Origin of the sequence: Achromobacter aegrifaciens (assembly GCF_902859735.1) — a bacterium.
GTDB classification, from domain to species: Bacteria; Pseudomonadota; Gammaproteobacteria; order Burkholderiales; family Burkholderiaceae_B; genus Achromobacter; species Achromobacter aegrifaciens.
Map to the genome: position 1 here is coordinate 273382 of NZ_CADIJY010000004.1, position 24307 is coordinate 297688.

Sequence of the window (24307 nt, forward strand, 5' to 3'; positions counted from 1 at the left end):
GCTGAACGGGGCGACCTCAAGGGGCGCCCCCAAGGCCGGCGGTACCAGTATTCATTACAACAACAGACACGCAAAGAGAGGAGACGCAACATGAAATTCCGCAACCTGATCGGAGCAGCCCTGTGCGCGGCTGCCGTCGTCGGCATGGCGCCCGCGCACGCGCAGAACTACAAGTCCGAGTACAAGCTCTCCATCGTGGTCGGCACCACCTTCCCCTGGGGCCAGGGCGCCGAAATCTGGTCCAACCTGGTGCGCGAGCGCACCCAGGGCCGCATCAACATCAAGGTCTATCCCGGCACGTCGCTGGTCCAGGGCGACCAGACGCGCGAGTTCACCGCCATCCGCCAGGGCGTAATCGACATGGCCGTGGGCTCCACCATCAACTGGTCGCCGCAGGTCAAGCAGTTGAACCTGTTCTCCCTGCCCTTCCTGATGCCCGACTATGCCGCCATCGATGCGCTGGTGCAGGGCGACGTGGGCAAGGAGATGTTCAAGCTCATCGAGAAAGCCGGCGTGGTGCCGCTGGCCTGGGGTGAAAACGGCTATCGCCAGCTCAGCAATTCCAAGCACGAGATCAAGAAGCCCGAAGACATGAAGGGCCTGAAGCTGCGCGTGGTGGGCTCGCCGCTGTACATCGACACCTTCACCGCGCTGGGCGCCAACCCCACACAGATGAGCTGGGCCGATGCCCAGCCGGCGCTGGCCAGCGGCGCAGTGGACGGCCAGGAAAATCCCCTGTCGATCTACACCGGTTCCAAGCTCTACACCGTCGGCCAGAAGTACCTGACGCTGTGGAACTACGTGGCCGACCCGCTGATCTTCGTGGTCAACCGCGAGGTGTGGAATTCCTGGTCCGAGAAGGACCGCGACATCGTGCGCCAGGCCGCGCTGGACGCCGGCAAGCAGCAGATCGTGATCGCGCGCAAGGGCGTGACGCCTGAAGACCCGTCGCTGCTGAAGGAAATCGCCGGCCACGGCGTGACCGTGACCTCGCTGTCGCAGGCGGACCACGAGGCCTTCGTCAAGGTGACCAAGCCGGTCTATGACAAGTGGAAGAAGCAGATCGGCGAAGACCTGGTGAACCTGGCTGAAAAGTCGATCGCCAGCCGCAAGAAGTAAGCCCGCTAGAACAAGCAGCAAGCCCCAGGGGAACGGCGGCGCAAGCCGCCAACCGAGGCAGGGACGTCAGATCCCGCCCACCAACGGGCGCCAGCCACAAGCTGGCGCCCGTTTTCTTTCATGCGGGATAGCTGACTTCCAGGATGTCCAGCTCTTCGATACCGCCGGGCGTGCGCAGCACCACGGTGTCGCCCTCCTTGGCCTTGATCAGCGCGCGCGCCACCGGCGAGATCCAGCTGATCTTGCCCGCCAGCGGCTCGGCCTCGTCGACGCCCACGATGGTCACGTTGTGTTCCTCGCCGGCCTTGTCCGAATACAGCACCGTGGCGCCGAAGAACACCTGGTCGCGGTTGGGCTGCGCGGCCGGATCGACCACTTCGGCGATATCCAGCCGTTTGGTCAAGAAGCGCATGCGGCGGTCGATCTCGCGCAGGCGCTTCTTGCCGTACAGATAGTCGCCGTTCTCGGAACGGTCGCCGTTGGACGCGGCCCACGACACCACCTGCACGACAGAGGGGCGCTCCACGTTCATCAGGTGCGTGAGCTCGCTGCGCAGGCGCTCGTAGCCGCCGGGCGTCATGTAGTTCTTGGTGCCGGCAGGCAGCGCCTGGGCTTGCGGCAGATCGTCGTCGTCCTCGTTGTCCGACTCTTTGACAAAGGCTTTGTTCATGGCGGTTGCGCCGGTCGGGCGCGATTACAGTCGATTGTGTGCAAGGGCTGGCGACATGGCCGCCGCCTGCGTCAGAACCAGTCGTGCCAGACCGGTTTGAGGTCGGGCGGCAGCGCCGGCAAGCGGCCCAGGTCCACCCGGCTTTCCTTCGGACTATGGAAGTCCGAACCGCGCGACGCCAGGAATCCATAGCGGCGCGCCACATCCGCATAATAGCGGGCCTCTTCCGGGGTATGGCTGCCGGTGTTGACCTCGATGCCGAGGCCGCCCAGCTGCAGGAATTCGTCGAACAGCGCGGCGAACTGTAGCGGCGTGTACTTGTAGCGGCCGGGATGCGCGATGACGGCGATGCCGCCCGCGCCGCGGATCCAGCCCACGGCTTCCGCCAGCGTGGCCCACTGCATGGGTACGTGGCCCGGGCGGTCGTCGCCCAGGTGCTTGGTGAACACGGTCTGCACGTCGGGGCAATAGCCGGCTTCGACCAGATAGCGCGCGAAGTGCGTGCGGCTGATGAGTTCGGGGTTGCCTGCGAACGGCAGCGCGCCTTCGTAGGCGCCGGGCATGCCCATTTCCGCCAGGCGTTCGCCGATGCGCTTGGCGCGTTCGGCGCGGCCGGAGCGGGTCTTGCGCAGGCCTTCGGCCAGCGCGGCGTTCTCGGGGTCGAAGCGCAGGCCCACGATGTGCACGGTGACGCCCGCCCAGGTCACGGAGATCTCGACGCCGGTGGCGAAGTCCATGTCCAGCTCGCGCGCCGCGCGGGCCGCTTCGGCCAGGCCGCCGATTTCGTCGTGGTCGGTCAGGGCCCAGACGTCCACGCCGTTGGCATGCGCGCGCTGCGCCACGTCGCGCGGCGCGAGGGCGCCGTCCGAGACGGTGGAATGGCAGTGCAGGTCGATATTCAATGTGCGCGCGTTCATCCAGCTATTGTAGAGAAGGCCCGGCAGCGTGGATAGCGCCGAGCCGTCCCTTGTTTACGGCGCGGTCAGGACAGCAGAAAGGACGCGACCGGATCCACCTGCTCGTCCGAGATCAAGGTGGGCGCATGGCCCACGCCGGCCACTTCATGGGCCTGCGCCCGCGGATTGCGCTTGAGCATTTCCTCGACGGTGGCGCGCGTCAGCAAGTCGGATTCCGCGCCGCGCACGATCAGCACGGGACACGGCAGGGAATCATACGAACGCCACAGGATCTGTTCGCCGGCCGCCAGTTCCTCGGGAGTCTGCGCGGCCAGGGCCTGCGACAGCGCCAGGTCGTAATGCTTGACCCATTTGTCGCCCTGCTGGGGATACAGATAGCGCGCCAGGTCCGCCCACTGCGCGTCGGTATGCGGGCCGAACGTGACGGAGTTGGCGCGCATGGTGGCCACGGCCTCTTCGAAGCTCGCGAACTCACCCGGCTCGCCCACATACTGGCCTATGCGCGCCAGGGCGCCCGTCTCCAGACGAGGCCCGACGTCGTTGAGCACCAGTTTGTCCAGATGGAAGCCTTGCTCGGGCGGCAGCATGCCCGCGTGCGGGCGCATGGCCAGCATGGCGCGCGCGAACACCGCCGCGCCCGACAACGCCAGGCCGATGAGCCCGCCCATGGACGTACCGACCCAGGCCAGCCGCGCCGGCTTCAGGCGCGCCAGCAGGGTCACCATGTCCGAGACGTACTGCGGCACCGTGTAAAACGCGGGATTGGCCAGCCAGTCGGAACGGCCGCGTCCCACCACGTCCGGGCAGACCACGCGATAGCGCCCCGCCAGCCGCCGCGCCAGCGTATCGAAGTCCCGCCCGCTGCGGGTCAGCCCATGTACGCAGACCAGCACCTGGTCGTTGCCCGGGTCGCCCCATTCCCAGTAGGCCATGCGGTGCAGGCCCGCCGGGCTGGCGCATGTGACGAAATCCAAACGGGGTTCCAGGCTGGCGTCCACCATCGATACACTCCACGAGTCGTTGCGCGCCATGGCGAAGGCGCGCCAGGCCGGTATCTTATAGGACGGCAGGCTGCGCCGCCGCAACACCCGGCGGTGGGGTTCTGGACTATCGGCCCGGTCGTCGCTACGATCCTTGCATCCGGATCGCCGCCCCCACCTCCACGCACCGCGGGGTGCCTTTGCCTATCGAGGCGATCCAATCATTAAATTGGAGTTGCGGACCTGTTAGGATCAGACTCGGAAGTTTCAAGCATTGCCAGATCAGTCATCCCAAAATTGATATGGAGTCCGTATGCAGCAGAGCAGTCCTTCCTCGCCGTTGGCCGCCGGCCATCAATCCGCCAGTTCCCCTCCCCCCGAACCTCCCAAAGTGCTCCAGGACGTCCTGGCCCGCGCCGATGTCCGCATCAACGGCAACCGCCCCTGGGACATACAGGTTCATGACAAGCATATGTACGAGCGCGTCTTCGCCAGCTGGTCGCTGGGCCTGGGCGAATCCTACATGGACGGCGAATGGGACTGCGACCAGCTCGACGAACTGTTCACCCGCCTGCTGCGCGCCGACATGGGGTCGGCGGCGCTGGGCCTGGCGCGCGTCAAGCTGATCGCCGAGCACCTGCGCCACAAGCTGTTCAACCTGCAGTCCAAGAACCGCGCGTTCGAGGTCGGCGAACAGCATTACGACGCGGGCAATGACGTGTTCGAGGCCATGCTGGACAGCCGCATGATCTACTCCTGCGCCTACTGGGAAAACGCCCAGACGCTGGAAGAAGCGCAACTGGCCAAGCTGGAGATGATCTGCCGCAAGCTGCAGCTGCGCGAAGGCGAGACGCTGCTGGACATCGGCTGCGGCTGGGGCGGACTGGCGCGCTTTGCCGCCGAACGCTACGGCGTCAAGGTCACCGGCGTGACCGTGTCCAAGGAGCAACTGGCCCTGGCGCAGGAAAGGGTCCAGGGCCTGCCCGTGCAACTGCTGCTGCAGGATTACCGCGACCTGCAGGGTAGTTTCGACAAGGTGGTGTCGGTGGGCATGTTCGAGCATGTCGGCCCCAAGAACTACGACACCTACTTCAGCAACGTGCAGCGCCTGATGGCGCCGGACGGCGTGTTCCTGCTGCACACCATCGGTATCGCCTCCACCAGCCAGAGCACCGATCCCTGGATCGACCGCTACGTCTTCCCCAACGGCAAGCTGCCGTCCGCGCGCGAGATCGCCGCCGCCGTGGAAGGCCGCTTCATCATTGAAGACTGGCACAACTTCGGCGCCGATTACGACCGTACCCTGATGGCGTGGTGGGACAACTTCGAACGCGCCTGGCCCGGACTGGAATCGCGCTACGGCAACCGCTTCTACCGCATGTGGAAGTACTACCTGATGTGCTGCGCGGGCTTTTTCCGCTCGCGCGAGGGCCAGCTCTGGCAAGTGATGCTGACCCACCCGCAACGCCAGGAAATGTACCGTTCGCTGCGCTGAACGCGGTGACGCCATCGCCAGAAAGCCGCCCTTTAAGGGCGGCTTTCTTTTCTGCCGCGCCCACGGTAGATTCAGCGCCCTGCAGCGTCCTCGCGGATCATGTCGGCGGCCCGCTCCGCGATCATGATGGTCGGCGAATTGGTGTTGCCCGACGTGATCAAAGGCATCACCGAGGCGTCGGCCACACGCAGGCCCTCCAGGCCATGGACGCGCAGCCGCGCGTCCACCACCGCCCCGCCGTCCGCGTCGCGTCCCATCGCGCAGGTCCCTACCGGATGGAAGATGGTGGTGCCGATCTTGCCGGCAGCTTCCCGCAACTCGGTGTCCGTCTGGAACGCAGGTCCCGGCAGCCACTCCTGCGGCTGGTAGCGCTGCAAGGCCGGCGCCGCCGCGATCCGCCGCACCAGGCGGATCGAGTCCGCCGCCACGCGCAGGTCTTCCTCGGTGCTCAGATACCTGGGCGTGATGGCCGGCGCGCCCTGCGGCCCCTGCGCATGCACGCTGCCGCGCGAGGTCGGCCGCAGATTGCACACGCTGGCGGTGAAGGCGTCAAAGCCATGCAGCGGTTCGCCAAACGCGCCCAGCGACAGCGGCTGCACGTGGAATTCGACGTTGGCGCGTGCCTGGCCCGGATCCGACTTGGCAAACGCGCCCAACTGCGACGGCGCCATGCTCATCGGGCCGCTGCGCTTGAGCAGGTACTCCAGGCCGATGCCGGCCTTGCCCAACCAGGTGGAGGCGATGCGGTTCAGCGTCTTCACGCCCTGCACCTGGATGATGACGCGCAGTTGCAGATGGTCCTGCAGGTTCTCGCCCACGCCCGGCAAGGCGTGCTGCAAGGCGATGCCGCTTTCGCGCAGGCGCGCGGGCTCGCCCACGCCGGAGAGTTCCAGCAGGTGCGGCGTGTTGACCGCGCCAGCCGCCAGCACCACCTCGCGGCGCGCGCGCAAGGTAGCGCTCTGGCCGTTGCGGCGCAGCTGCACGCCGACGCAGCGCTTGCCCTCGAACACCAGTTGCTCGGCATGGGCGCCCGTCATCACGCGCAGGTTCGGACGCTTTTGCACCGGCCGCAGGAATGCCTTGGCGGTATTCCAGCGCCAGCCGCCGCGCTGGTTCACTTCGAAATAGCCGCAGCCGAAATTGTCGCCGCGGTTGAAATCCTGCACGCGCGGGATGCCCTCCTGCTCGGCCGCGCCGGCAAAGGCTTCCAGGATGTCCCAGCGCAGGCGCTGCGATTCCACGCGCCATTCGCCGCCTGCGCCATGGAATTCGTCCGCGCCGCGGTGATAGTCCTCGCTGCGCTTGAACACCGGCAGCACCTGGTCCCAGCCCCAGGCGGGGTCGCCGGACAGTTCGGCCCAGTCCTCGTAGTCCTGGCGCTGGCCGCGCATGTAGATCATGCCGTTGATCGATGAACTGCCGCCCAGCACGCGGCCGCGCGGGTAGATCAGGGAACGGCCGCCCAGACCGGCTTCCGCCGCGGTGCGGTACATCCAGTCCGTCCTGGGATTGCCGATGCAATGCAGGTAGCCCACGGGGATATGGATCCAGTGGTAGTTGTCGCGGCCACCGGCTTCCAGCAGCAGCACCTGCACGGCAGGGTCGCGGCTCAGGCGGTTGGCCAGCACGCAGCCGGCCGAGCCCGCGCCAACGATGATGTAGTCGTATGTCTCCATAAGCTCTTCTTATCTTCTTGCCGGGGCGGTACGCCTGCGGACTGGGTGAGCCGACCCGGCTCTGGCGACCTTGCGCGCGCCGGGCATCTACCGTGACTCTCGCGCAGCCGGGTGGAACTGTCCAATGAATTGTTGAAAAACGGTTTATAAGCAACTTAAATAATGCTCAGCCCCTTTTGCTCGCCGCCTACTCCGGGAACCGCCCCATGGACCTGAAGCACATCCGCACTTTTGCCGCCGTGGCCCGCGAGGGCAACCTGACGCGCGCGGCCGAGCATCTGCACCTGACCCAGCCCGCGCTCAGCCTGCAGTTGAAGAACTTCCAGGAATCGCTGGACCTGACCTTGTTCTCGCGCACCGCCCAAGGCTTGGCGCCCAATGCCGACGGCCGCGCGCTGCTGCCTTCGGCGCAGCGCATCCTGGACGCGCTGGACGACTTCCAGCGCGCCCTGGGCGCCCTGCGCGACACCGTCCAGGGCGATCTGCGCATTGGCACCATCCTCGATCCGGAATTCCTGCGCCTGGGCGCCACGCTGCAATACCTGGTGGAGCACTATCCCAAGATCCGCCCCACCCTGCGCCACGGCATGTCCGGATCGGTGGCGAAACAGGTACGCGCGGGCGAACTGGACGTGGGTTTTTCCCTCGGCCCGCAAGGACGTGACGCGGCGCCCGCCGGGCTTGAAGCAATGCCGCTCGCCTCCTTCGCCTATTTCGTCGTGGCTCCCAAGGGCTGGGGCGCGCAGGTGGCCGGCCGCGACTGGGCCGCGATCGCCGCCCTGCCCTGGATCTGGACGCCGCCGGATTCGGTGCACCACCGGCTGCTGTCCGACAAGTTCGACGCGCTGGGCGTCGCGCCCAACGCCGTGGCCGAAGTGGACCAGGAAGCGTCGATGCTGGACCTGGTGCGCTCGGGCGTGGGCCTGTCGCTGGCGCGCGACTCCGTCGCGCTGCGCGAATCCCAGGCCAGCGGGCTGGTGCTGGTCAAGGGCCTGGCGATCCAGGCCGAACTCGCCTTCATCACCCAGGCCTCCCGCCGCAGCGATCCCCTGGTCGCCGCTGCCTTCGCCGCCGTCCAGGCGGCGTTTGCCTAGACCGCTGCGCTGCGCCAAACGGGTGCGGCGCCGCACAGGAATATGCACCGCCTTGATGCACGCCGGCCGAGGCGGTGCGACGCGCGACGCGGCCGCAAAAGCGATCCTGAGGCCGCTTTCCCTATGAAGCGCCCGGCGCGCCCACTCGCGCCGCTGACCGCCGGCATCCCTGGCATGGACTTTGCTTGATGATTCATGCGCGGGCCGCAAGGCCGGCGAGACAACTAGAGCAGTAACGGCAATGGCGCCCCGACCGCAAGGTCCAGGGCGCCTTTGCGTTTTCTGAAACCCGAATACCCAAGCCCACGGGGACATCCCATGAAAGTAGCGGCCTCATCCGATTCTCTGCAGACCCTCGTCGTCATCGGCAACGGCATGGTGGGCCACCATTGCGTCGAACAACTCATCGCCGGCGGCGCGCTTGCGCGCTACCGCATCCACGTCTACGGCGAGGAAAGCCGCCGCGCCTACGACCGCGTGCACCTGTCCGAATACCTGAACGGACGCGACGCCGAATCGATGGCGCTGGGCGACGCGGCGCTGTATGAACAGGAAGGCGTGACCGTGCACCTGGGCACGCCGGTGCTGGAGATCGACCGCCGCCGGCGCGAGATCGTGACCGCGCGCGGCCGCGGCGCCTACGACAAACTGATACTTGCGACGGGCTCCTACCCCTTCGTGCCGCCGATCACGGGCGCGGAAGGCGCATCGCGCCTGGTGTACCGCACGCTCGACGACCTGGACCTGATCCGCGCGGCCGCGCACGGCGCGCGCCGCGGCGTGGTGGTGGGCGGCGGCCTGCTGGGGCTGGAAGCCGCCCATGCGCTGAAGTCGCTGAAGCTGGAGGCGCACGTGGTCGAATTCGCGCCGCGCCTGATGCCGGTGCAGCTGGACGAGCAAGGCGGCGCGGCGCTCAAGGCGCGCATCGAGGCGCTGGGCGTGGGCGTGCACCTGTCGCGCGCCACCCAGGACATCAAGCCCGGCACGCAGTACCGCTACCGCATGCGCTTTGCCGAAGGCGCGCCGCTGGAAACCGACCTGATCGTGTTTTCGGCCGGCATCCGGCCGCAGGTGGCGCTGGCGCGCAAGGCCGGGCTTACGCTGGCCGAGCGCGGCGGCGTGGCCATCGACGATCAGTGCCGCAGCAGCGATGAGCACATCTACGCCATCGGCGAATGCGCGGCCTGGAACGGCAGCGTGTTCGGGCTGGTGGCGCCCGGCTACCAGATGGCGCGCACGGTGGCGGCGGCGCTGTGCGGCAGCGGCCAGCAGACATTCAGCGGCGCCGACATGTCCACCAAGCTCAAGCTGCTGGGCGTGGACGTGGGCTCGATCGGCGACGCCCACGGCGCCACGCCCGGCGCGCGCAGCTACCGCTACATCGACGAAGCCGGCGCCGGCTACCGCCGCCTGGTGGTGTCCGCCGACGGCAAGCGCGTGCTGGGCGCGGTGCTGGTGGGCGACAACAGCTACTACGACACGCTGCTGCAATACGTGCAGAACGGCATCGCGCCGCCCGCGGACCCGGCCAGCCTGATCCTGCCGCAGGGCCAGGGTGCGCCGCTCCTGGGCGTGGATGCGCTGCCCGCCGCCGCCACCATCTGTTCCTGCCATAACGTGAGCAAGGGCGCGGTCTGCGCCGCGATCGACGGCGGCTGTGCCGACCTGGCCGCGGTCAAGGGCTGCACCAAGGCGGCTTCCGGCTGCGGCGGCTGCGCCAGCCTGCTCAAGCAGGTGGTCGAACACGAACTGGCCAGCCGCGGCGTGGCCGTGGACAAGAGCCTGTGCGAACACTTTCCCCACACGCGCCAGGAGCTGTACGCCATCGTGCGCGTCAACGGCATCGAATCCTTCGACGAGCTCCTGGCCAGCCACGGGCGCGGCCAGCAGGGTTGCGACATCTGCAAACCCGCGGTGGGCTCCATCCTGGCCTCGTGCTGGAACCGCCCGATCCAGGATCCCCATCTGGTGCCGCTGCAGGACACCAACGACACCTTCATGGCCAACATGCAGAAGAACGGCACCTATTCGGTGGTGCCGCGCATACCCGCGGGCGAGATCACGCCCGACGGCCTGATCGCCATCGGCGCGGTCGCCAAGAAGTACCAGCTGTACACCAAGATCACCGGCGGCCAGCGCATCGACCTGTTCGGCGCGCAACTGCACGAGCTGCCGGAAATCTGGGCGGAACTGATCGCCGCCGGGTTCGAGACCGGCCATGCCTACGGCAAGTCCACCCGCACGGTGAAGTCCTGCGTGGGCAGCACCTGGTGCCGCTATGGCGTGCAGGACAGCGTCAAGATGGCGCTGGACATCGAACACCGCTACAAGGGCCTGCGCTCGCCGCACAAGCTGAAGTTCGCGGTATCCGGCTGCACCCGCGAATGCGCCGAGGCGCAAAGCAAGGACATCGGCGTCATCGCCACCGAAAACGGCTGGAACCTCTACGTCTGCGGCAACGGCGGCATGCGCCCGCGGCACGCGGAGCTGTTCGCCACCGACCTGGACGACGCCGCCCTCATCCGCACCATAGACCGCCTCTTGATGTTCTACATCCGCACCGCCGACAAGCTGCAGCGCACCTCGGTCTGGCGCGAATCGCTGGAGGGCGGCCTGGACTACCTGAAGCAGGTGGTGCTGGAGGACAGCCTGGGCCTGTGCGCGGAGCTGGAAGCGCAGATGCAGCTGGTGGTCGACCGCTACGAATGCGAATGGGCCAACGCGCTGAACGATCCGGAAAAGCTCAAGCGCTTCCGCACCTTCGTCAACGACGCCAGCGCCGACCCCGGCATCCGGTTCGTGCGGGAACGCGGCCAGCCCCGACCCGCTCCCGCGCGCGTCATCGCCATTACCGAGGAGATTGCCTGATGGACGCCCTGATCCACAAACCCCAAGACTGGCGACCGGTTTGCCGGCGCCAGGATCTGGTGCCAAATTCCGGCGTGGTGGCGCTGGTGGATGGCGCGCAGATCGCCTTGTTCTACGTGCCGCAAGCCGCGGGCGACGGCGTTTATGCGATCGATAACCGCGACCCCAAGTCCGGCGCCAACGTCATCGGCCGCGGCCTCGTCGGCCACGTAGGCGGCGAACTCGTCGTGGCCTCGCCGCTCTACAAGCAACACTTCCGGCTCGCCGACGGCGCGTGCGTGCAGTACCCGGAGCAACGGCTGCGGACCTGGCGGGCGCGCTTGAACGGCGATGCGGTGGAGATCGCCTGAAACGCAACGCCGCCGGCTCAGCCCAGCCCGATGCGCCGGGCGCCCGTCCTGAACAGCGCCTCGGCATCTCCGGCCAGGCGGAAGGCCGCCAGGAAGTCGTCCACGCAGTATGAGGGATGCGTCTTGCGGATCGCGGCCAGCAGGCCGGCGGTCTCATCGTCCTTGCCGGCTATCGCCAGGCAGCAGGCCGCGATCGCCAGGATGTGCACATGGGCGTTGGGGCGGGCCGCCGCCTTCAGCGCCCAGCCGGCGGCTTCCTCGAACCGGCCCAGGCGTACCAACGCCAATGCGCGCACGGCCAGCATGCCGAACAGCAGCGGGTCGTACGGGCTCAGGTCGCGAGAATGGTCGGACGAGCCTATCGCGGCCTCGGCGTCGCCCGACTGGCAATGGACGAAGCCCAGGGTGTAGTGCGCCAGAGCGAAATTCGGGCTCAAATCCACGGCGCGCGTCAACTCGGCCAGCGATTGATCCTGGCTGCCGCGCAGCCATAGCGCCCGGCCCATGGCCCAATGCGCCGCCGGGTCGCGGTCATCGGCGATCAGGCCCTGGCCGGCGGCTTCGAACGCCATGTCGATGGCCGGCGCCTGCTCGCCCCAACGCTGGAACGCGTCCTGCCAATGGGTGAATGACAAGCCCGCGTAGGCCCGCGAGAACGTCGGATCCAGCCTCAAGGCCATCTCGAAAAAGTGCCGCGCCTGCTCGTTGTCGGCGCGGTTGAAGCGGTACATATGCCACAGGCCGCGGTGATGGGCCTGCCAGGCGTCCAGGGAGTTTGGCGGCTTCAGAATGGCCCGGTTGCGCTCGGCGGCCTCGATTTCGATGTCGATGGCGGCCACGATCCGGTTGCCGATTTCGTCCAGGGCCAACAGGGCATCGTCCAGCTGCCGGTCGTAGACGTCCGCCCACACGATGCGCGCGGTCCGGGCTTCTATGAGTTCAACGGCTACGGCGATGCGGTCTTGCCGACGCTGCAGCCACCCGCTCACGACATAGTCCACATTGAGCGTGCGGCCGGCCTCGTCGGGTCCCACGTTGCGCTGGTCCAGCGCGAACACCGTGCCTTGCGCTATGACGAACAGGCTGCGCAGCTTGGCCAGCCGGGTGATGATGTCATAGGCCAGGCCATCGGCCAGCCCGCCGCGCACGCCGGCCTGCGCCGAGCGGTCCACGAAGGGCATCACCGCGATCGACGCGCGGCCCGCGCGCTCCGCGGACGCCGCCTCTGACGCCGCTCCTGGCGCCGCCTCGAGCCGCGGTGTCTCGCTTGCCCGCCCCCTCAGATTCCGCCACGTATCGCGCAAGGGCCGCCAGTCCAGCCCGTCCGCCTCGAAGGCGCGGACCGCCGCGGCCAGATGCTCCTCGCCTTCGCGCCATTGACCGCGCTGCGCCAGCAAGCCCAGCAGCAGCTCATGCGCACGCCGGTCGAAGGGAGCGAGCTGCAGCCACTTGTCCAGGCAGGCGAAGGTATCGCCCGACCCTGCCGGAAGGCTGGCCGCCAGATGTTCCAGGACCGCGGCATGGCAGGCCCTCAAACGCCGGCGCTGCGCGGTCAGCCAGTTGTTGAAAAAGGGGTTGCGGTCGATCTCCAGCCCCTCGAGGAAATCGCCCGAAAACAGCGCGGCCAGCGCTTGCAGCCGCCCGCAGTCCAGCTGGGCGATGCCCTGCTGCATCGCGCTGCCGATTTCGATGGCGTCGACGTGGCAGTCGACGAGGTCCAGCCTCACCGTGTCCTGCACGGTCTCCACCCTGCGCCGGCCGGGCTCGTCCAGCAGAGTCCTGGCCTTGCTGAGACACCAGCGCAGCTCGCCGCGCGGATCGTTGGGAACGTCCCACAGCAGTTCGCACAGATGCGCGCGTTGCACGGGATGCGGGGCCAACGCCAGATAGGCAATGAGCGCGCGCAGCTTGCGCGACGGCGGCAGCGCCAGGGCCGTGCCCGCCCGGCTGATCGCCATGGGTCCGAGCAGGCGCAACCGGACCTCGCCGCCGGGGACGGAACCGGACGGCTGCGCGGGGCCGGCCGAACCCTCGGCCGATTCCACGCCGGCTACCACGCCCGCCTCCATGGCCCGCTCTTAACTTGGATTCCGGGAAGCACGGCACACGCAAACCCGCGCGGCGCCGGTTGCGGTTCCCCGGCAGGCCCGCATCGCGCACTGCCGCATACACAGAGCCTTAACGGAGACAGACCATGTCCATTTCCTCCCTCGCCACCAGCCCCGTGCGCGATTCCGCGCAGCCCGACCTGGCCGCCTTGAAGACACGCCAGCAGGGCACCTGGGCTTCCGGGGACTATGCCGTAGTCGGCACCACGCTGCAGATCGTAGGAGAACAGCTGTGCGAATCGCTGGACGTCCGCGCCGGACAGAAGGTGCTTGATGTCGCCGCCGGCAACGGCAATGCCTCGCTGGCCGCCGCCCGCCGCTGGTGCGATGTCGTTTCGACCGACTATGTGCCCGCGCTGCTGGGACGCGGCCGCGAACGCGCCGCCGCCGAGCACTTGAAGATCGAATTCCAGGAAGCCGACGCCGAGGCCCTGCCGTTCCCGGATGGCGGATTCGACGCGGTCGTCTCGACCTTCGGGGTGATGTTCACCCCCGACCAGGACCAGGCGGCCGCCGAAATGGTCCGCGTCTGCCGCGCTGGCGGCAAGATCGGCCTGGCCAACTGGACGCCTGACGGTTTCATCGGCCAGGTCTTCAAGACCATCGGCAAGCATCTGCCGCCGCCCGCCGGGGTCAAGTCGCCGGCGCTGTGGGGCACCCGGGCCCGCATCGACGAAATGTTCGGTCCGCACGCCTCGTCGATCCAGGCCGAGCCCCGCCACTTCGTGTTCCGCTACCGCTCCCCCGAACACTGGCTGCAGGTCTTCAAGACCTACTACGGCCCCCTGCTCAAGGCGTTCGGCGCATTGGATCCGGCGGCGCAAGCCACGCTGACCAGCGACCTCATGGTGCAGATAGACCGGTATAACCGCTCTGGCGATGGCACGATGGTCGTACCCAGCGAATACCTGGAGATCGTGGTGACGCGCCGGTGACCGGACCTTGATGCCTGGCTTGGGCCGGTCCGGGCCATCCACGCGGACAGCGGACGGGAAGCGATCCATGGCGCAACGCCTTCACGGCCCCCCGCGGAATGGCCCGGGCGGCCGATGTAGAGCAACCATACGATGAGGTAGGCAATGGCGTGCCGGCCATTGCCGGACGGGGTGCGAGCCCTTATGCGGAATCATACGCCCGCCATGGCTCGCGCGCCGCTATAGCGCCGAGGCCAGCGCGTACTCCATATACAGCTGCCGCAGCTCGCGGCACACGGGTCCGGGCCGGCCCGTGCCGATGGGCTGGCCGTCCAGATCGATGACCGGCAGCACGAAGTGCAATGCCGACGTCAACACCAGCTCCGTCGCCCGCCGGCATTCGTCCAGCGTGAACTTGCGTTCTTCCACCGCCACCCCGCGCTTGGCGGCCAACGCCAGCACCGCGGCGCGCGTGCAGCCCGGCAGTATCTCGCGCGACAAGGGCCGCACCACGATCCGTCCTTGCGCATCCACCAGCAGCGCGCTCGACGACGAGCCTTCCGTCACCACGCCGTCGGCATCGACCATCAACGCCTCGAACGCGCCCGCGGCCTGCGCGGCCTGCTTGGCCAGCACCTGGGCGATCAGCGACACGCTCTTGATGTCGCGCCGCTGCCAGCGCATGTCCGGCACGCTTGCCACCCGCACGCCAGATTCCGCCAGCGGATTCACGCGCAAGGACTTCTCGCTGACGTACATCATCACGGTGGGCTCGACGTCGGCGGGAAAAGCGAAGTCGCGCTTGCTGTCCGCGCCGCGCGTCACCTGCACATAGACGGACCCTTCGCGCAAGCCGTTGCGCAGCACCAGTTCGCGGCAACGCGCCAGCAGCGTGTCGCGCGGCAGCGGATTGCGGATGCCGACCTCGGCCAGGCTGCGCGCCAGGCGGGCGGCGTGCCGCTCGAACTCCAGCAGCAGGCCGTCGATCACCGCGATCACCTCATAGACGCCGTCGCCAAAAAGAAAGCCCCGGTCCAGCGCCGGGATGACGGCCTGCTCGGCCGGAACAAGACTGCCGTTGATATGGAAAATGGAGGACATGGAAGTTCTTGTGGGTAAGGGAAATCAGTGGCTGATGATGCGGGACAGGAAGGCGCGCGAGCGCGCCGACGCGGCGTTGCCGAAGAACGCCTCGGCGCTGGCGTCGTCGACGATCTCTCCGGACTCCATGAACACGACGCGGTCGGCGACGCGGCGCGCGAATCCCATTTCGTGCGTGACGACCATCATGGTCATGCCGTCGCGCGCCAACCCCGTCATTACGTCCAGCACTTCGCCGATCATTTCCGGATCCAGCGCCGAAGTCGGCTCGTCGAACAGCATCACCACCGGGTCCATGGCCAGCGCCCGCGCAATCGCGACCCGCTGCTGCTGGCCGCCCGAAAGCTGTCCCGGATGCTTGCCGCCATGCGCCGCCACGCCGACGCGCTCCAATAGCGCGGCCGCCTTCTCCAAAGCCTGCGCGCGGCTGCGGCCCAGCACGCTGACTTGCCCCAGGCAGACGTTCTCCAGCACCGTCAGATGCGGGAACAGCTCGAAATGCTGGAACACCATGCCGACGCGGGCGCGCAGCTTGGGCAGGTCCGTGCCGGGCGCGCCCACGTCGGTGCCGTCGACCACGATGCGGCCCGCATCGAAGGGTTCCAGCCGGTTCACGCATTTGATCAGCGTGGACTTGCCCGACCCGGACGGCCCGCAGACCACCACGACCTCGCCGCGCCGCACGCGCAGCGAACATTGCTTGAGCACCGGCAGATCGCCGTAGCGCTTGCCGACCTGTTCGATCTCGATCATGTATGTAGACTCCTCATGGAAACAGCTTCAGGCCCCGATCCGGGCGCGCAGCGCCCGCACGCCGCGCGAAGCGGTGAACGAGATCACGAAAAACACCAGCGCCACCAGCATGTACATCTCCACCAGGCGGTTGTCGCGCTGCGCGATCTTGGTCGCGGCCCCAAGGAAATCCGTGAGCGACAGGACATAGACCAGCGCCGTTTCCTGGAAGATGACGATTACCTGCGTCAGCAGCACCGGCAGCATGTTGCGGAACGCCTGCGGCAGGATCACCTTGCGCAGCACCTGTCCGTGGGTAAGGCCCAGGGCGCTGCCCGCCGCATACTGGCCGTGCCCCACGCTGCCCACGCCTGCCCGGATGATCTCGGAGAAATACGCGGCCTCGAACAGGATGAAGGTAATGAAGGCCGACCCCATGGCGCCCAGCGCGATGGGCCGCTCAGCCCCCGTAGCCGCCTGCAATGCGTAAGGCAGGATGAAATAGATCAGGAAGATCACCAGCACCAGCGGCAGCGAGCGGAACAGGTTCACATACACCGTGGCGGGCCAGGCCAGCAGACGGCCGCCGTACAGCCGCGCAATCGCCAGCAAGGTGCCCAGCAGCAGGCCGCCCAAGGTCGACGTGAAGGTCAGCAGCAGGGTAAAGCGCAGGCCCGACAGGATCAGGTACGGCAGCGCATCGACGATGGCTTGCAGGTCGAAATCCGTCATGCCCTGCCCCCTTTCGCCGCACGCCCGCCGACTGCGCGCCCCGGAATGCGCAACTTGTATTCGAGCGCCCGCATCACCACGATCACAATCAGGTTGAGCGCCAGATACGCCATGGTCGCGGTCAGGAACGCCTCGAACACCTGGAACGAAAACTCCTGCATCGCGTGAGCCTGGGCGGTCAGTTCCGCCAGCCCGATGGTCAGCGCCACCGAAGTGTTCTTGATGGTGTTCAGGCAATCCGAAGTCATGGTGGGCAGGACCGTGCGCAGCGCATTCGGCAACAGCACGTGCCAGTACAGCTGGGGCAAGGTCAGTCCCAGCGCCAGGCCCGCGTTGCGCTGCCCTTTTGGCAGGGCCTCGATCCCGGCGCGCAGCTGTTCGCCGATGCGCGCCGACATGTACATGCCGATGGACAGCGCCGCCGTGTAGAAGGACGCGTCGGGCAACTGCTTGATCCAGTCTCCGGCCGCGGCAGGCAGCAGCTCCGGCAAGACGAAGTACCACAGGAACATCTGCACGATCAGCGGGATGTTCCGGAACACTTCCACATAGACGGCCCCCGCCGCGCGCACCCCGCGGTAAGGCAGCGTGCGCGCCACGCCAACCGCCAGGCCCAGCGCCAGCGCGATCAGCCACGCCAGCGCCGCGGTCTTGACCGTCACGCTCAACCCGTCCAGCAGGGTTTGCAGATAGGTTTGCCCGCCATCGGGCGACGGGGCCAGCAGCACGCCCCAATTCCATTGATATGCCATGCTTTTCTCGATGATCAGGCCGCGCGCGGTCCCGGCCCCCGGGGCGGGGCCGCGCATCGGCGTATTGCGGCAGGTTCCGGGCCTAGCGGTAGGCGGCGGGATCGCCCGAATCGGTGGGCGTGGCGACCACGCGCTTGAGCGCCTCGCTCATCGCCACGTTCAGGTTGATACCCTTGGGCGGCAGCGGGCTGCGGTACCAGCGGTCATACAGCGCCTGGAACTCGCCGCTGGCATAGAGCGTCTTGATGGTGTCGTCCACCAGCGCCTTGAACTGCGGATCGTCGCGGCGCAGCATGATGGCGTAGGGTTCGATCGACAGAGACTCGTCGGACACCTCGTAGCGGTCCGGCTGCTTGGCGTTGGCGATCAGGCCGTAGAGCAGGATGTCGTCCATGACGAAAGCGGCGGCGCGGCCGGTCTCGACCATCAGAAAGCCTTCCGCGTGTTCCTTCACGGGCACGATCCTCATGCCCAGCCCGCGCTTTTCGTTCAGCTCGTTGATCTGGCGGATGTTCGCGGTCCCGGAGGTCGAGGCCACGACCTTGCCCTTCAGATCGTCGACGCTGCGCAACTTGGAAGACTTCTGGCTGAGGAACCGGTTGCCGGTGACGAAGGTCGTGACCGAGAACGCCACCTGCTGCTGGCGGTCCAGGGTGTTGGAAGTCGAGGCGCATTCCAGGTCTATGGTGCCGTTGCCCATCAGCGGAATGCGCGTGGCGGAGGTGACGGGCAGATACTTCACCTGGATGTCGCTGCGCTTCAGACGGGCCTGCACCGCGCTGACGATGCGATTGCAGATGTCGATCGAGTAGCCGACAGGCTTCTGGTTGCCGTCGTAGTAGGAAAACGGAATCGAGGTCTCGCGATGGCCGATGGTGATCGCGCCGGTGTCCGCGACCTTCTTCAGCGTGCCGTCCAGCTGCTGGGCCGCGACGGGGCCTGCCATTGCAACCGTCAATGCCGCGATCAATGCCTTGATGGAAAGTGCCATGCTTTTCTCCTTGGGATTCATGTACTTGTGGGGTGCTGCGCAGGACTCGCCGCCGAGCGCGCCCGTCTCCCTGCCGTGGCGGGAGCTTCGGGCGCGGCCAGTCAACGTTGGGTATAGAGGTTGAACACGCGCTCCACCGGCTCTTGGGCTGGTCCCTGGCGGCGCGCATACATGCAGATCTGCATCGGGACGGCGCAGCGCCGGTCCTTGATCGCCACGATCTCTCCCGCGTCCACCGACACCCGGGCGCTGGACTCGGGCAGCCACGCCAAACCCACGCCGGCGCTGACCAGCGTGCGGGCGCCGTCCACGAAATCGGTTTCGCAGACGCGCTGCAGGACGGGGCGTTGCAAGAGGTCGCCGCAAGACAGGTCGACCAGCCGCCGGAAATAGGCGCCCTGGGCGTGCGACACATAGGGGTAACGCGCGGCAGAATCGGCGTCGTACAGCGCGGTCTCGTCCACCGGCATCGTGGCGGGGCGGAACAGGCGCAGGAAGTCGGGCTCCATGCCGGTCCTCATATAGGCTTGCGGATCCAGCTGTATGTCTTCCGCGGCGTGGCGAAAGCACACCAGCAGGTCCACCACGCCGGCCGCCAGCCACTCCACCGAATCATGCACATTGCCCACATGCAGGCGCAGCGACTCGACCCCGCTCTCTTCCTTCCAACGGACGCACCAGCCCGGGAAGTGCGAGGTTGCCAGGCAATGGGGCATGGCCACCCTGAGGACCGCGCCGTCATGGCCGGTGACGCCGGCCTCGCCGCGCGCATCCACCACCTTGCGCACGATTTCGGCGGCGTTGGAACGGAACTGTTCGCCCGCCGCCGTCAGACGCAAGGGAAAGCAGCCGCGGTCTATCAGCGCGGCGCCCGCCCAGGTTTCCAGGGACTGGATGCGGCGGCTGAACGCCGACTGCGATACATGCCGCAGCTCAGCCGCCGTGGTGAACTGTCCGCATTCCGCCAAGGTCAGGAAATCCTGGAACCAACGTAGATCCATTGCAACCGCCGCGCCGTCAGAGTGAATGCGAGGCAGTATAGGGACCGCGCCCGGCGGGCTTATGCATAGTTTGCATAACGCCCCCGCAGTCAGGGTTACTCCCGACTTTTCCGTCTAGGGCAGGTTTTCCCGGAAGATCACCTGGCTGCGCGCCAGCTCCACCCCGTTCATCGGACTGCGCTTGTCGCGCAGGTTGCAGAATATGCGCACGCAGCTCATCAGCGCCTCCATCGGGCTTTGCGTGATGACGGCGTCCATGGTGCCGTCGATCAGCAGCGCGCGGGTGTCGGGCGTGAGGCCGTGGCCGATGAAGACCACCCGGTGTTGCTGCCCGGCTTCCTTCAGCGCGCGCGCCACGCCGTCGGACGCGCCGCCGATGTTGTAGATGCCGGCCAGCTGCGGATACTGCTCCAGCAGCTGGCGGGTCTGTTCGTAATTGCGCTGCGCGTCGTCGTAGCCTTCGCGCAGGTCCACCACCTGCATGGCCTGGAACTGTTCGGCGTACAGCTGCAGGAAGCCGCCTTCCCGCTCTTCGTGGGCGCGGTAGTGGCGCGACCCGGCGATCAGCGCCACGTGCGCCGCGCGCGACCCGATGAAGCGTGCGATCAGGTAGCCCGCGGTGCGCCCGGCCGCGCGGTTGTCCAGGCCCACATAGGCCACGCGGGCGCTGTTGGCCAGATCGGAGATCAGCGTCACCGCAGGCACGCCCTGCTGCGCCAGCAGGTTGACGGCCTCACGCACCGCCGGGTGTTCCAGCGCCATGAAGGCGATGCCGTCGGCGCGCTTGCCGTGCTTGGCCAGGGCCTGCGCCAGCGCGTCCGGATTGAAGCTCTCCACGTACTCGACCTGGCACCTGGCGTTGAGCGGCCCGAAGTGCTCCTGCGCATAGCTGACGGTATCGCCCAGCATGCGCAGGTAGCGGTTGCTGCCGCGCGGCAGCAGGAACACCAGCCGCAAGGGTTCCGGCGCCGCGGCCGCACGGACCTCCTGTTCCGGCAGATAGTCCAGTTCGATGGCCGCCTTGAAGACTTTCTGGGCGGTACTGGCGCGCACGCCGGGCCTGCGGTTCAGGACCCGGTCGGCCGTGGCGGTGGACACTCCTGCGCGCTCCGCCACATCGGCCAGACGCGCGAGCTTGCGTTCGGGAGGCATGCGATTCACATCAAAATCCATCATTAATCAGGTTTGACGATATTGGCAACGATTCACTATTGTCCACTCTGCCGCATGGTACTGGCGCTGTTGTGGCACATCAAAAAACATCATAACCAAGATTATGGAGACAACCATGAAGCTGCTGACACGCCGTAGCGCCCTGCGCCGCCTTTGCGCGGTTCCCGCCGTCGCCCTGACCTCGGGCTTCCCGCTGATCGCCCGCGCCGCCGACTACACGCTCAAGTACGGCAACAACCTGCCGGTCACGCACCCGCTGAACATCCGCGCCCAGGAAGCCGCCGAACGCATCCTCAAGGAAAGCAACGGCCGCGTGGACATCAAGATCTTCCCGAACAACCAGTTGGGCGGGGACACCGACATGCTGGCCCAGGTGCGCTCGGGCGGCATCGACTTCTTCACCCCTTCCGCACTGGTCATCGCGACCCTGGTGCCGGTGGCGGCGATCAATGCCGTGGGCTTCGCCTTCAAGGACTACAACCAGGTCTGGAGCGCCATGGACGGCGCGCTGGGCGCCCACGTGCGCGCCGCCATCGCACAGCGCCGCCTCTACGCCTTCGAAAAGATGTGGGACAACGGCTTTCGCCAGACCACCAGCAGCAAGGCGCCGGTCAAGTCCGCCGCCGACATGGAAGGGCTGAAGATCCGCGTGCCGGTCAGCTCGCTGCCGATCTCCATGTTCAAGGGCCTGGGCGCCGCCCCCGCCAGCCTGCAGTTCAGCGAGGTCTATTCCTCGCTGCAGACCAAGGTGGTGGACGCGCAGGAGAACCCCTTGCCCATCATCCAGGTGGCCAAGCTGTACGAAGTGCAGAAATACTGCTCGCTCACCAACCACATCTGGGACGGCTACTGGTTCATCGCCAACGGCCGCATGTGGGAAGGCCTGCCGCAGGACCTGAAGACGGTGGTGGCGCGCGGCATCAACGAGGCCGGCCTCGCCCAGCGCGAAGACATCAAAAAGCTCAACGCCTCGGTGCAGTCGGACCTGGAGGGCAAGGGCCTGCTGTTCAACCAGCCGTCGGCCGACAGCTTCCGCGAGCAATTGCGCGCGGCCGGCTTCTACAAGGAATGGCAGGGCCGCTTCGGCAACGAAGCCTGGACCCTGCTGGAGCAGGCCGTCGGCAAGCTGGCCTGAGGACGCGCCATGTCCTCCCTGTCCGCTCCCCACGCCGCGCCGCAGGCGCTGCCGGCCCATCCGCTGCGCCGCGCCGCCGGCGCCCTAGACGCGCTGCTGGGCAGCGTGGTCGAACACGTGGCCGCGGCCATCGTGCTGATCGAGATCGCCGTGTTGTTCGCGGGCGTCGTCGCGCGCTACGCCTTCCACAGTCCGCTGGTCTGGTCCGACGAGCTGGCGTCCATCCTGTTCCTGTGGCTGTCGATGCTGGGCGCGGTGGTCGCCCTGCGGCGCGGCGAACACATGCGGATGACGGCGCTGGTCAACAACGTCAGCCCCGCGCGCCGCGCCCAGCTGGAAACGCTGGCGCTGGCCGCATCGCTGGCCTTCCTGGCGCTGATCCTGGCACCCGCCGTGGAGTACGCGCATGAAGAACACTTCATCATCACGCCCGCGCTGGAGCTGAGCAACGCCTGGCGCGCCGCCGCGATTCCGGTGGGCATGGGACTGATGGCGGTGGTGGCGCTGCTGCGCCTGCTGCGCACCCAGACCGCGCCGCAAATGCTGGCGGCGCTGGCGGGAGCCGCGGCAGTGGTCGCGCTGTTCTGGGTGGCGCAGCCCCTCTTCGCCACGCTGGGCAAGCTGAACCTGCTGATCTTCTTCGTGGGCATCGTCGCCGCCACGGTGTTCTCGGGCGTGCCCATTGCCTTTTCGTTCGCGCTGGCCACGTTCTCCTACCTGGCCCTGACCACCAACACGCCCATGGTGGTGATGGTGGGCCGGCTGGACGAGGGCATGTCGCACCTGATGTTGCTGGCGGTGCCGCTTTTCATCTTCCTGGGATCGCTGATCGAGATGACCGGCATGGCGCGCGCCATGATCCAGTTCCTGGCCAGCCTGCTGGGCCACGTGCGCGGCGGGCTGTCCTACGTGCTGATCGGCGCCATGTACCTGGTGTCCGGCATCTCGGGATCCAAGATCGCCGACATGGCAGCCATCGCGCCCGTGCTGTTCCCGGAAATGCAGAAGCGCGGCGCCAAACCCGGCGACCTGGTGGCGCTGCTGTCGGCCACCGGCGCGCAGACCGAGACCATTCCGCCGTCCATCGTGCTCATCACCATCGGCTCGGTGACCGGCGTGTCCATCGCCGCGCTCTTCACGGGCGGGCTGCTGCCGGCCGTGGTGCTGGGCCTGGCCTTGTGCTCGGTGGTGTGGTGGCGCTACCGCAAGGAAGACCTGAGCCTGGCGCAGCGCTTCAGCGCCCGCGAGATCGGACGCTTCTTCGTCATCGCCCTGCCCGCCGTGGCCCTGCCCTTCGTGATCCGCGCCGCGGTCGTCGAAGGCGTGGCCACCGCCACCGAGGTCTCGACCATCGGCATCGTGTATTCGGCAGTGGTCGGCCTGCTGATCTACCGGCGCTTCGACTGGGCCCGCTTGAAGCCCATGCTGATCGAGACCGCCTCGTTGTCGGGCGCCATCATGCTGATCGTGGGCTGCGCCACCGCCATGGCCTGGGCGCTGACGCAGTCCGGCTTCTCCGGCGACCTGGCCAAGCTGATGGCCGGCATGCCCGGCGGCAGCTACGGCTTCCTGGCCGTCTCCATCGTAGCCTTCATCATCCTGGGCAGCGTGCTGGAAGGCATACCCGCTATCGTGCTGTTCGGCCCGCTGCTGTTCCCGATCGCGGCGCAGGCCGGCGTGCACGAAGTGCACTACGCCATGGTCGTGATCTTCGCCATGGGCATAGGCCTGTTCGCGCCGCCCTTCGGCGTGGGCTACTACGGCGCCTGCGCCATCAGCCGCGTCGATCCCAACGAAGGCATAGGCCCGATCTGGGGCTACGTCGCCGCGCTGCTGGTGGGCCTGGTGATCGTCGCTGCCTTCCCCTGGTTCTCCATCGGTTTCCTGTGAGGTCCGCGGCCCGCAGCGGGCCGCATCCTCCCGACATCCTCAAACCTCTCCCGCAAAGAATCCATCATGAGTCGTTTCCTGGGCGAAATCCGCCAACTCGGTTATGTGGTCCACGACATCGAAGCCGCCATGGACTACTGGAGCAGCACGCTGGGCGTGGGGCCCTGGTACTACAACCCGCGCGTGCCCATCGTGAACTACCAGTACGACGGCGAGCGCCACGAACCGCACAACTCGGTGGCGCTGGCGAATTCCGGCTTCGTGCAAGTCGAGCTGATCCAGACGCGCAACGACGTGCCCTCCATGTACCGCGACTTCCTGCAGGCCGGCCGCACCGGGCTGCAGCACGTGGCCTATTGGACCGAAAGCTACGACGCCGACCTGGAACGCCTGCTGGCGCAAGGCTTCAAGCCCAAGATGAGCGGCGAAGTGGGCGAGAAAGGCCGCTTCATCTACTTCGACACCGAGTACCACCCCGGCACCGTGATCGAGCTGTCCGAAGTGGCCGGTCCCAAGGGCCGCCTGTTCGACCTGATCCGCGACAGCGCCCGGGATTGGGACGGCAGGGACCCCGTGCGCCCCTTCCCCGATCTGAACCGGATCTGATCC

The 24307-nt window shown here is 67.2% G+C and carries 21 protein-coding genes; 9 read left to right on the plus strand and 12 right to left on the minus strand.

Annotated features, from left to right (window positions below):
* Positions 1–90 precede the first annotated feature (90 nt).
* Entirely contained in the window at positions 91–1119 is a 1029-nt protein-coding gene (locus HV766_RS14290; protein WP_119451268.1) for a DctP family TRAP transporter solute-binding subunit, read from the plus strand.
* 118 nt (positions 1120–1237) lie between these two features.
* Here the strand turns inward: HV766_RS14290 and greB are convergent, their stop codons facing one another.
* The 3 genes from greB to HV766_RS14305 all read right to left on the minus strand — a co-directional run bounded on the left by greB (position 1238) and on the right by HV766_RS14305 (position 3707).
* Entirely contained in the window at positions 1238–1789 is a 552-nt protein-coding gene (gene greB / locus HV766_RS14295) for a transcription elongation factor GreB (RefSeq protein ID WP_119451267.1), read from the minus strand.
* Positions 1790–1860: 71 nt separating this feature from the next.
* Entirely contained in the window at positions 1861–2706 is an 846-nt protein-coding gene (locus tag HV766_RS14300) for a 3',5'-nucleoside bisphosphate phosphatase (protein ID WP_175162247.1), read from the minus strand.
* Between the two features lie 65 nt (positions 2707–2771).
* Positions 2772–3707: an alpha/beta fold hydrolase gene (locus HV766_RS14305; RefSeq protein WP_119451266.1), complete on the minus strand. Its 936-nt coding sequence runs from the start codon at positions 3705–3707 to the stop codon at positions 2772–2774.
* Between the two features lie 292 nt (positions 3708–3999).
* Between HV766_RS14305 and cfa the strand changes: the two genes are divergently transcribed.
* Positions 4000–5181, plus strand: coding sequence for a cyclopropane fatty acyl phospholipid synthase (gene cfa / locus HV766_RS14310; RefSeq protein ID WP_119451265.1), 1182 nt, complete (start codon positions 4000–4002; stop codon positions 5179–5181).
* 71 nt (positions 5182–5252) lie between these two features.
* Here cfa and HV766_RS14315 read toward each other — a convergent pair whose 3' ends face one another.
* Positions 5253–6857, minus strand: a complete 1605-nt coding sequence (locus HV766_RS14315) for a GMC family oxidoreductase (RefSeq protein WP_175181386.1) — start codon at positions 6855–6857, stop codon at positions 5253–5255.
* A gap of 206 nt (positions 6858–7063) precedes the next feature.
* Here HV766_RS14315 and HV766_RS14320 point away from each other — a divergent pair, with 206 nt between their 5' ends.
* The 3 genes from HV766_RS14320 to nirD all read left to right on the plus strand — a co-directional run bounded on the left by HV766_RS14320 (position 7064) and on the right by nirD (position 11169).
* Positions 7064–7951, plus strand: a complete 888-nt coding sequence (locus tag HV766_RS14320; protein ID WP_054456237.1) for a LysR family transcriptional regulator — start codon at positions 7064–7066, stop codon at positions 7949–7951.
* Positions 7952–8269: 318 nt separating this feature from the next.
* Positions 8270–10819 carry a nitrite reductase large subunit NirB gene (gene nirB / locus HV766_RS14325; protein ID WP_175181387.1) on the plus strand — a complete coding sequence of 850 codons (2550 nt, stop codon included), beginning with the start codon at positions 8270–8272 and terminating at the stop codon, positions 10817–10819.
* Positions 10819–11169: a nitrite reductase small subunit NirD gene (nirD, locus tag HV766_RS14330; protein WP_175162237.1), complete on the plus strand. Its 351-nt coding sequence runs from the start codon at positions 10819–10821 to the stop codon at positions 11167–11169. The genes nirB and nirD overlap by 1 nt, the downstream gene beginning before the upstream one ends.
* A gap of 17 nt (positions 11170–11186) precedes the next feature.
* Here the strand turns inward: nirD and HV766_RS14335 are convergent, their stop codons facing one another.
* Positions 11187–13238, minus strand: a complete 2052-nt coding sequence (locus tag HV766_RS14335; RefSeq protein ID WP_175181388.1) for a transcriptional regulator — start codon at positions 13236–13238, stop codon at positions 11187–11189.
* Between the two features lie 125 nt (positions 13239–13363).
* Here HV766_RS14335 and HV766_RS14340 point away from each other — a divergent pair, with 125 nt between their 5' ends.
* Positions 13364–14212, plus strand: a complete 849-nt coding sequence (locus tag HV766_RS14340) for a class I SAM-dependent methyltransferase (RefSeq protein ID WP_054456233.1) — start codon at positions 13364–13366, stop codon at positions 14210–14212.
* Positions 14213–14431: 219 nt separating this feature from the next.
* On the opposite strand, the gene HV766_RS14345 is transcribed toward HV766_RS14340, so the two are convergent.
* The 7 genes from HV766_RS14345 to HV766_RS14375 all read right to left on the minus strand — a co-directional run bounded on the left by HV766_RS14345 (position 14432) and on the right by HV766_RS14375 (position 20676).
* The gene (locus HV766_RS14345; protein ID WP_175181389.1) at positions 14432–15292 is read right to left on the minus strand and encodes a D-amino-acid transaminase; all 861 of its coding nucleotides are present in this window, start codon (positions 15290–15292) and stop codon (positions 14432–14434) included.
* Positions 15293–15316: 24 nt separating this feature from the next.
* Complete coding sequence (locus HV766_RS14350; protein ID WP_054456231.1) at positions 15317–16045, minus strand: amino acid ABC transporter ATP-binding protein; 729 nt, start codon at positions 16043–16045, stop codon at positions 15317–15319.
* Positions 16046–16072: 27 nt separating this feature from the next.
* On the minus strand, positions 16073–16756 hold the full coding sequence (locus tag HV766_RS14355) for an amino acid ABC transporter permease (RefSeq protein ID WP_175181390.1): 684 nt from the start codon (positions 16754–16756) through the stop codon (positions 16073–16075).
* A complete protein-coding gene (locus tag HV766_RS14360; RefSeq protein WP_175181391.1) occupies positions 16753–17508 on the minus strand; it encodes an amino acid ABC transporter permease in 756 nt (251 codons plus the stop codon). Before HV766_RS14360 ends, HV766_RS14355 begins: the two co-directional genes overlap by 4 nt.
* 82 nt (positions 17509–17590) lie before the next feature.
* The gene (locus HV766_RS14365) at positions 17591–18499 is read right to left on the minus strand and encodes a transporter substrate-binding domain-containing protein (protein WP_119451261.1); all 909 of its coding nucleotides are present in this window, start codon (positions 18497–18499) and stop codon (positions 17591–17593) included.
* 101 nt (positions 18500–18600) lie between these two features.
* On the minus strand, positions 18601–19500 hold the full coding sequence (locus tag HV766_RS14370) for a LysR family transcriptional regulator (protein ID WP_125470654.1): 900 nt from the start codon (positions 19498–19500) through the stop codon (positions 18601–18603).
* A 114-nt stretch (positions 19501–19614) separates the two neighbouring features.
* Positions 19615–20676 (minus strand): LacI family DNA-binding transcriptional regulator, encoded by a 1062-nt coding sequence (locus tag HV766_RS14375; protein WP_054456227.1) that lies wholly within the window; start codon positions 20674–20676, stop codon positions 19615–19617.
* Between the two features lie 112 nt (positions 20677–20788).
* On the opposite strand from HV766_RS14375, the gene HV766_RS14380 reads away from it, so the two are divergent.
* The 3 genes from HV766_RS14380 to HV766_RS14390 all read left to right on the plus strand — a co-directional run bounded on the left by HV766_RS14380 (position 20789) and on the right by HV766_RS14390 (position 24304).
* Positions 20789–21808: a TRAP transporter substrate-binding protein gene (locus tag HV766_RS14380; protein WP_054456226.1), complete on the plus strand. Its 1020-nt coding sequence runs from the start codon at positions 20789–20791 to the stop codon at positions 21806–21808.
* A gap of 9 nt (positions 21809–21817) precedes the next feature.
* Positions 21818–23698, plus strand: a complete 1881-nt coding sequence (locus tag HV766_RS14385) for a TRAP transporter large permease (RefSeq protein WP_054456225.1) — start codon at positions 21818–21820, stop codon at positions 23696–23698.
* A 66-nt stretch (positions 23699–23764) separates the two neighbouring features.
* Complete coding sequence (locus HV766_RS14390) at positions 23765–24304, plus strand: VOC family protein (RefSeq protein ID WP_125470655.1); 540 nt, start codon at positions 23765–23767, stop codon at positions 24302–24304.
* The last annotated feature ends 3 nt before the right edge of the window (positions 24305–24307 follow it).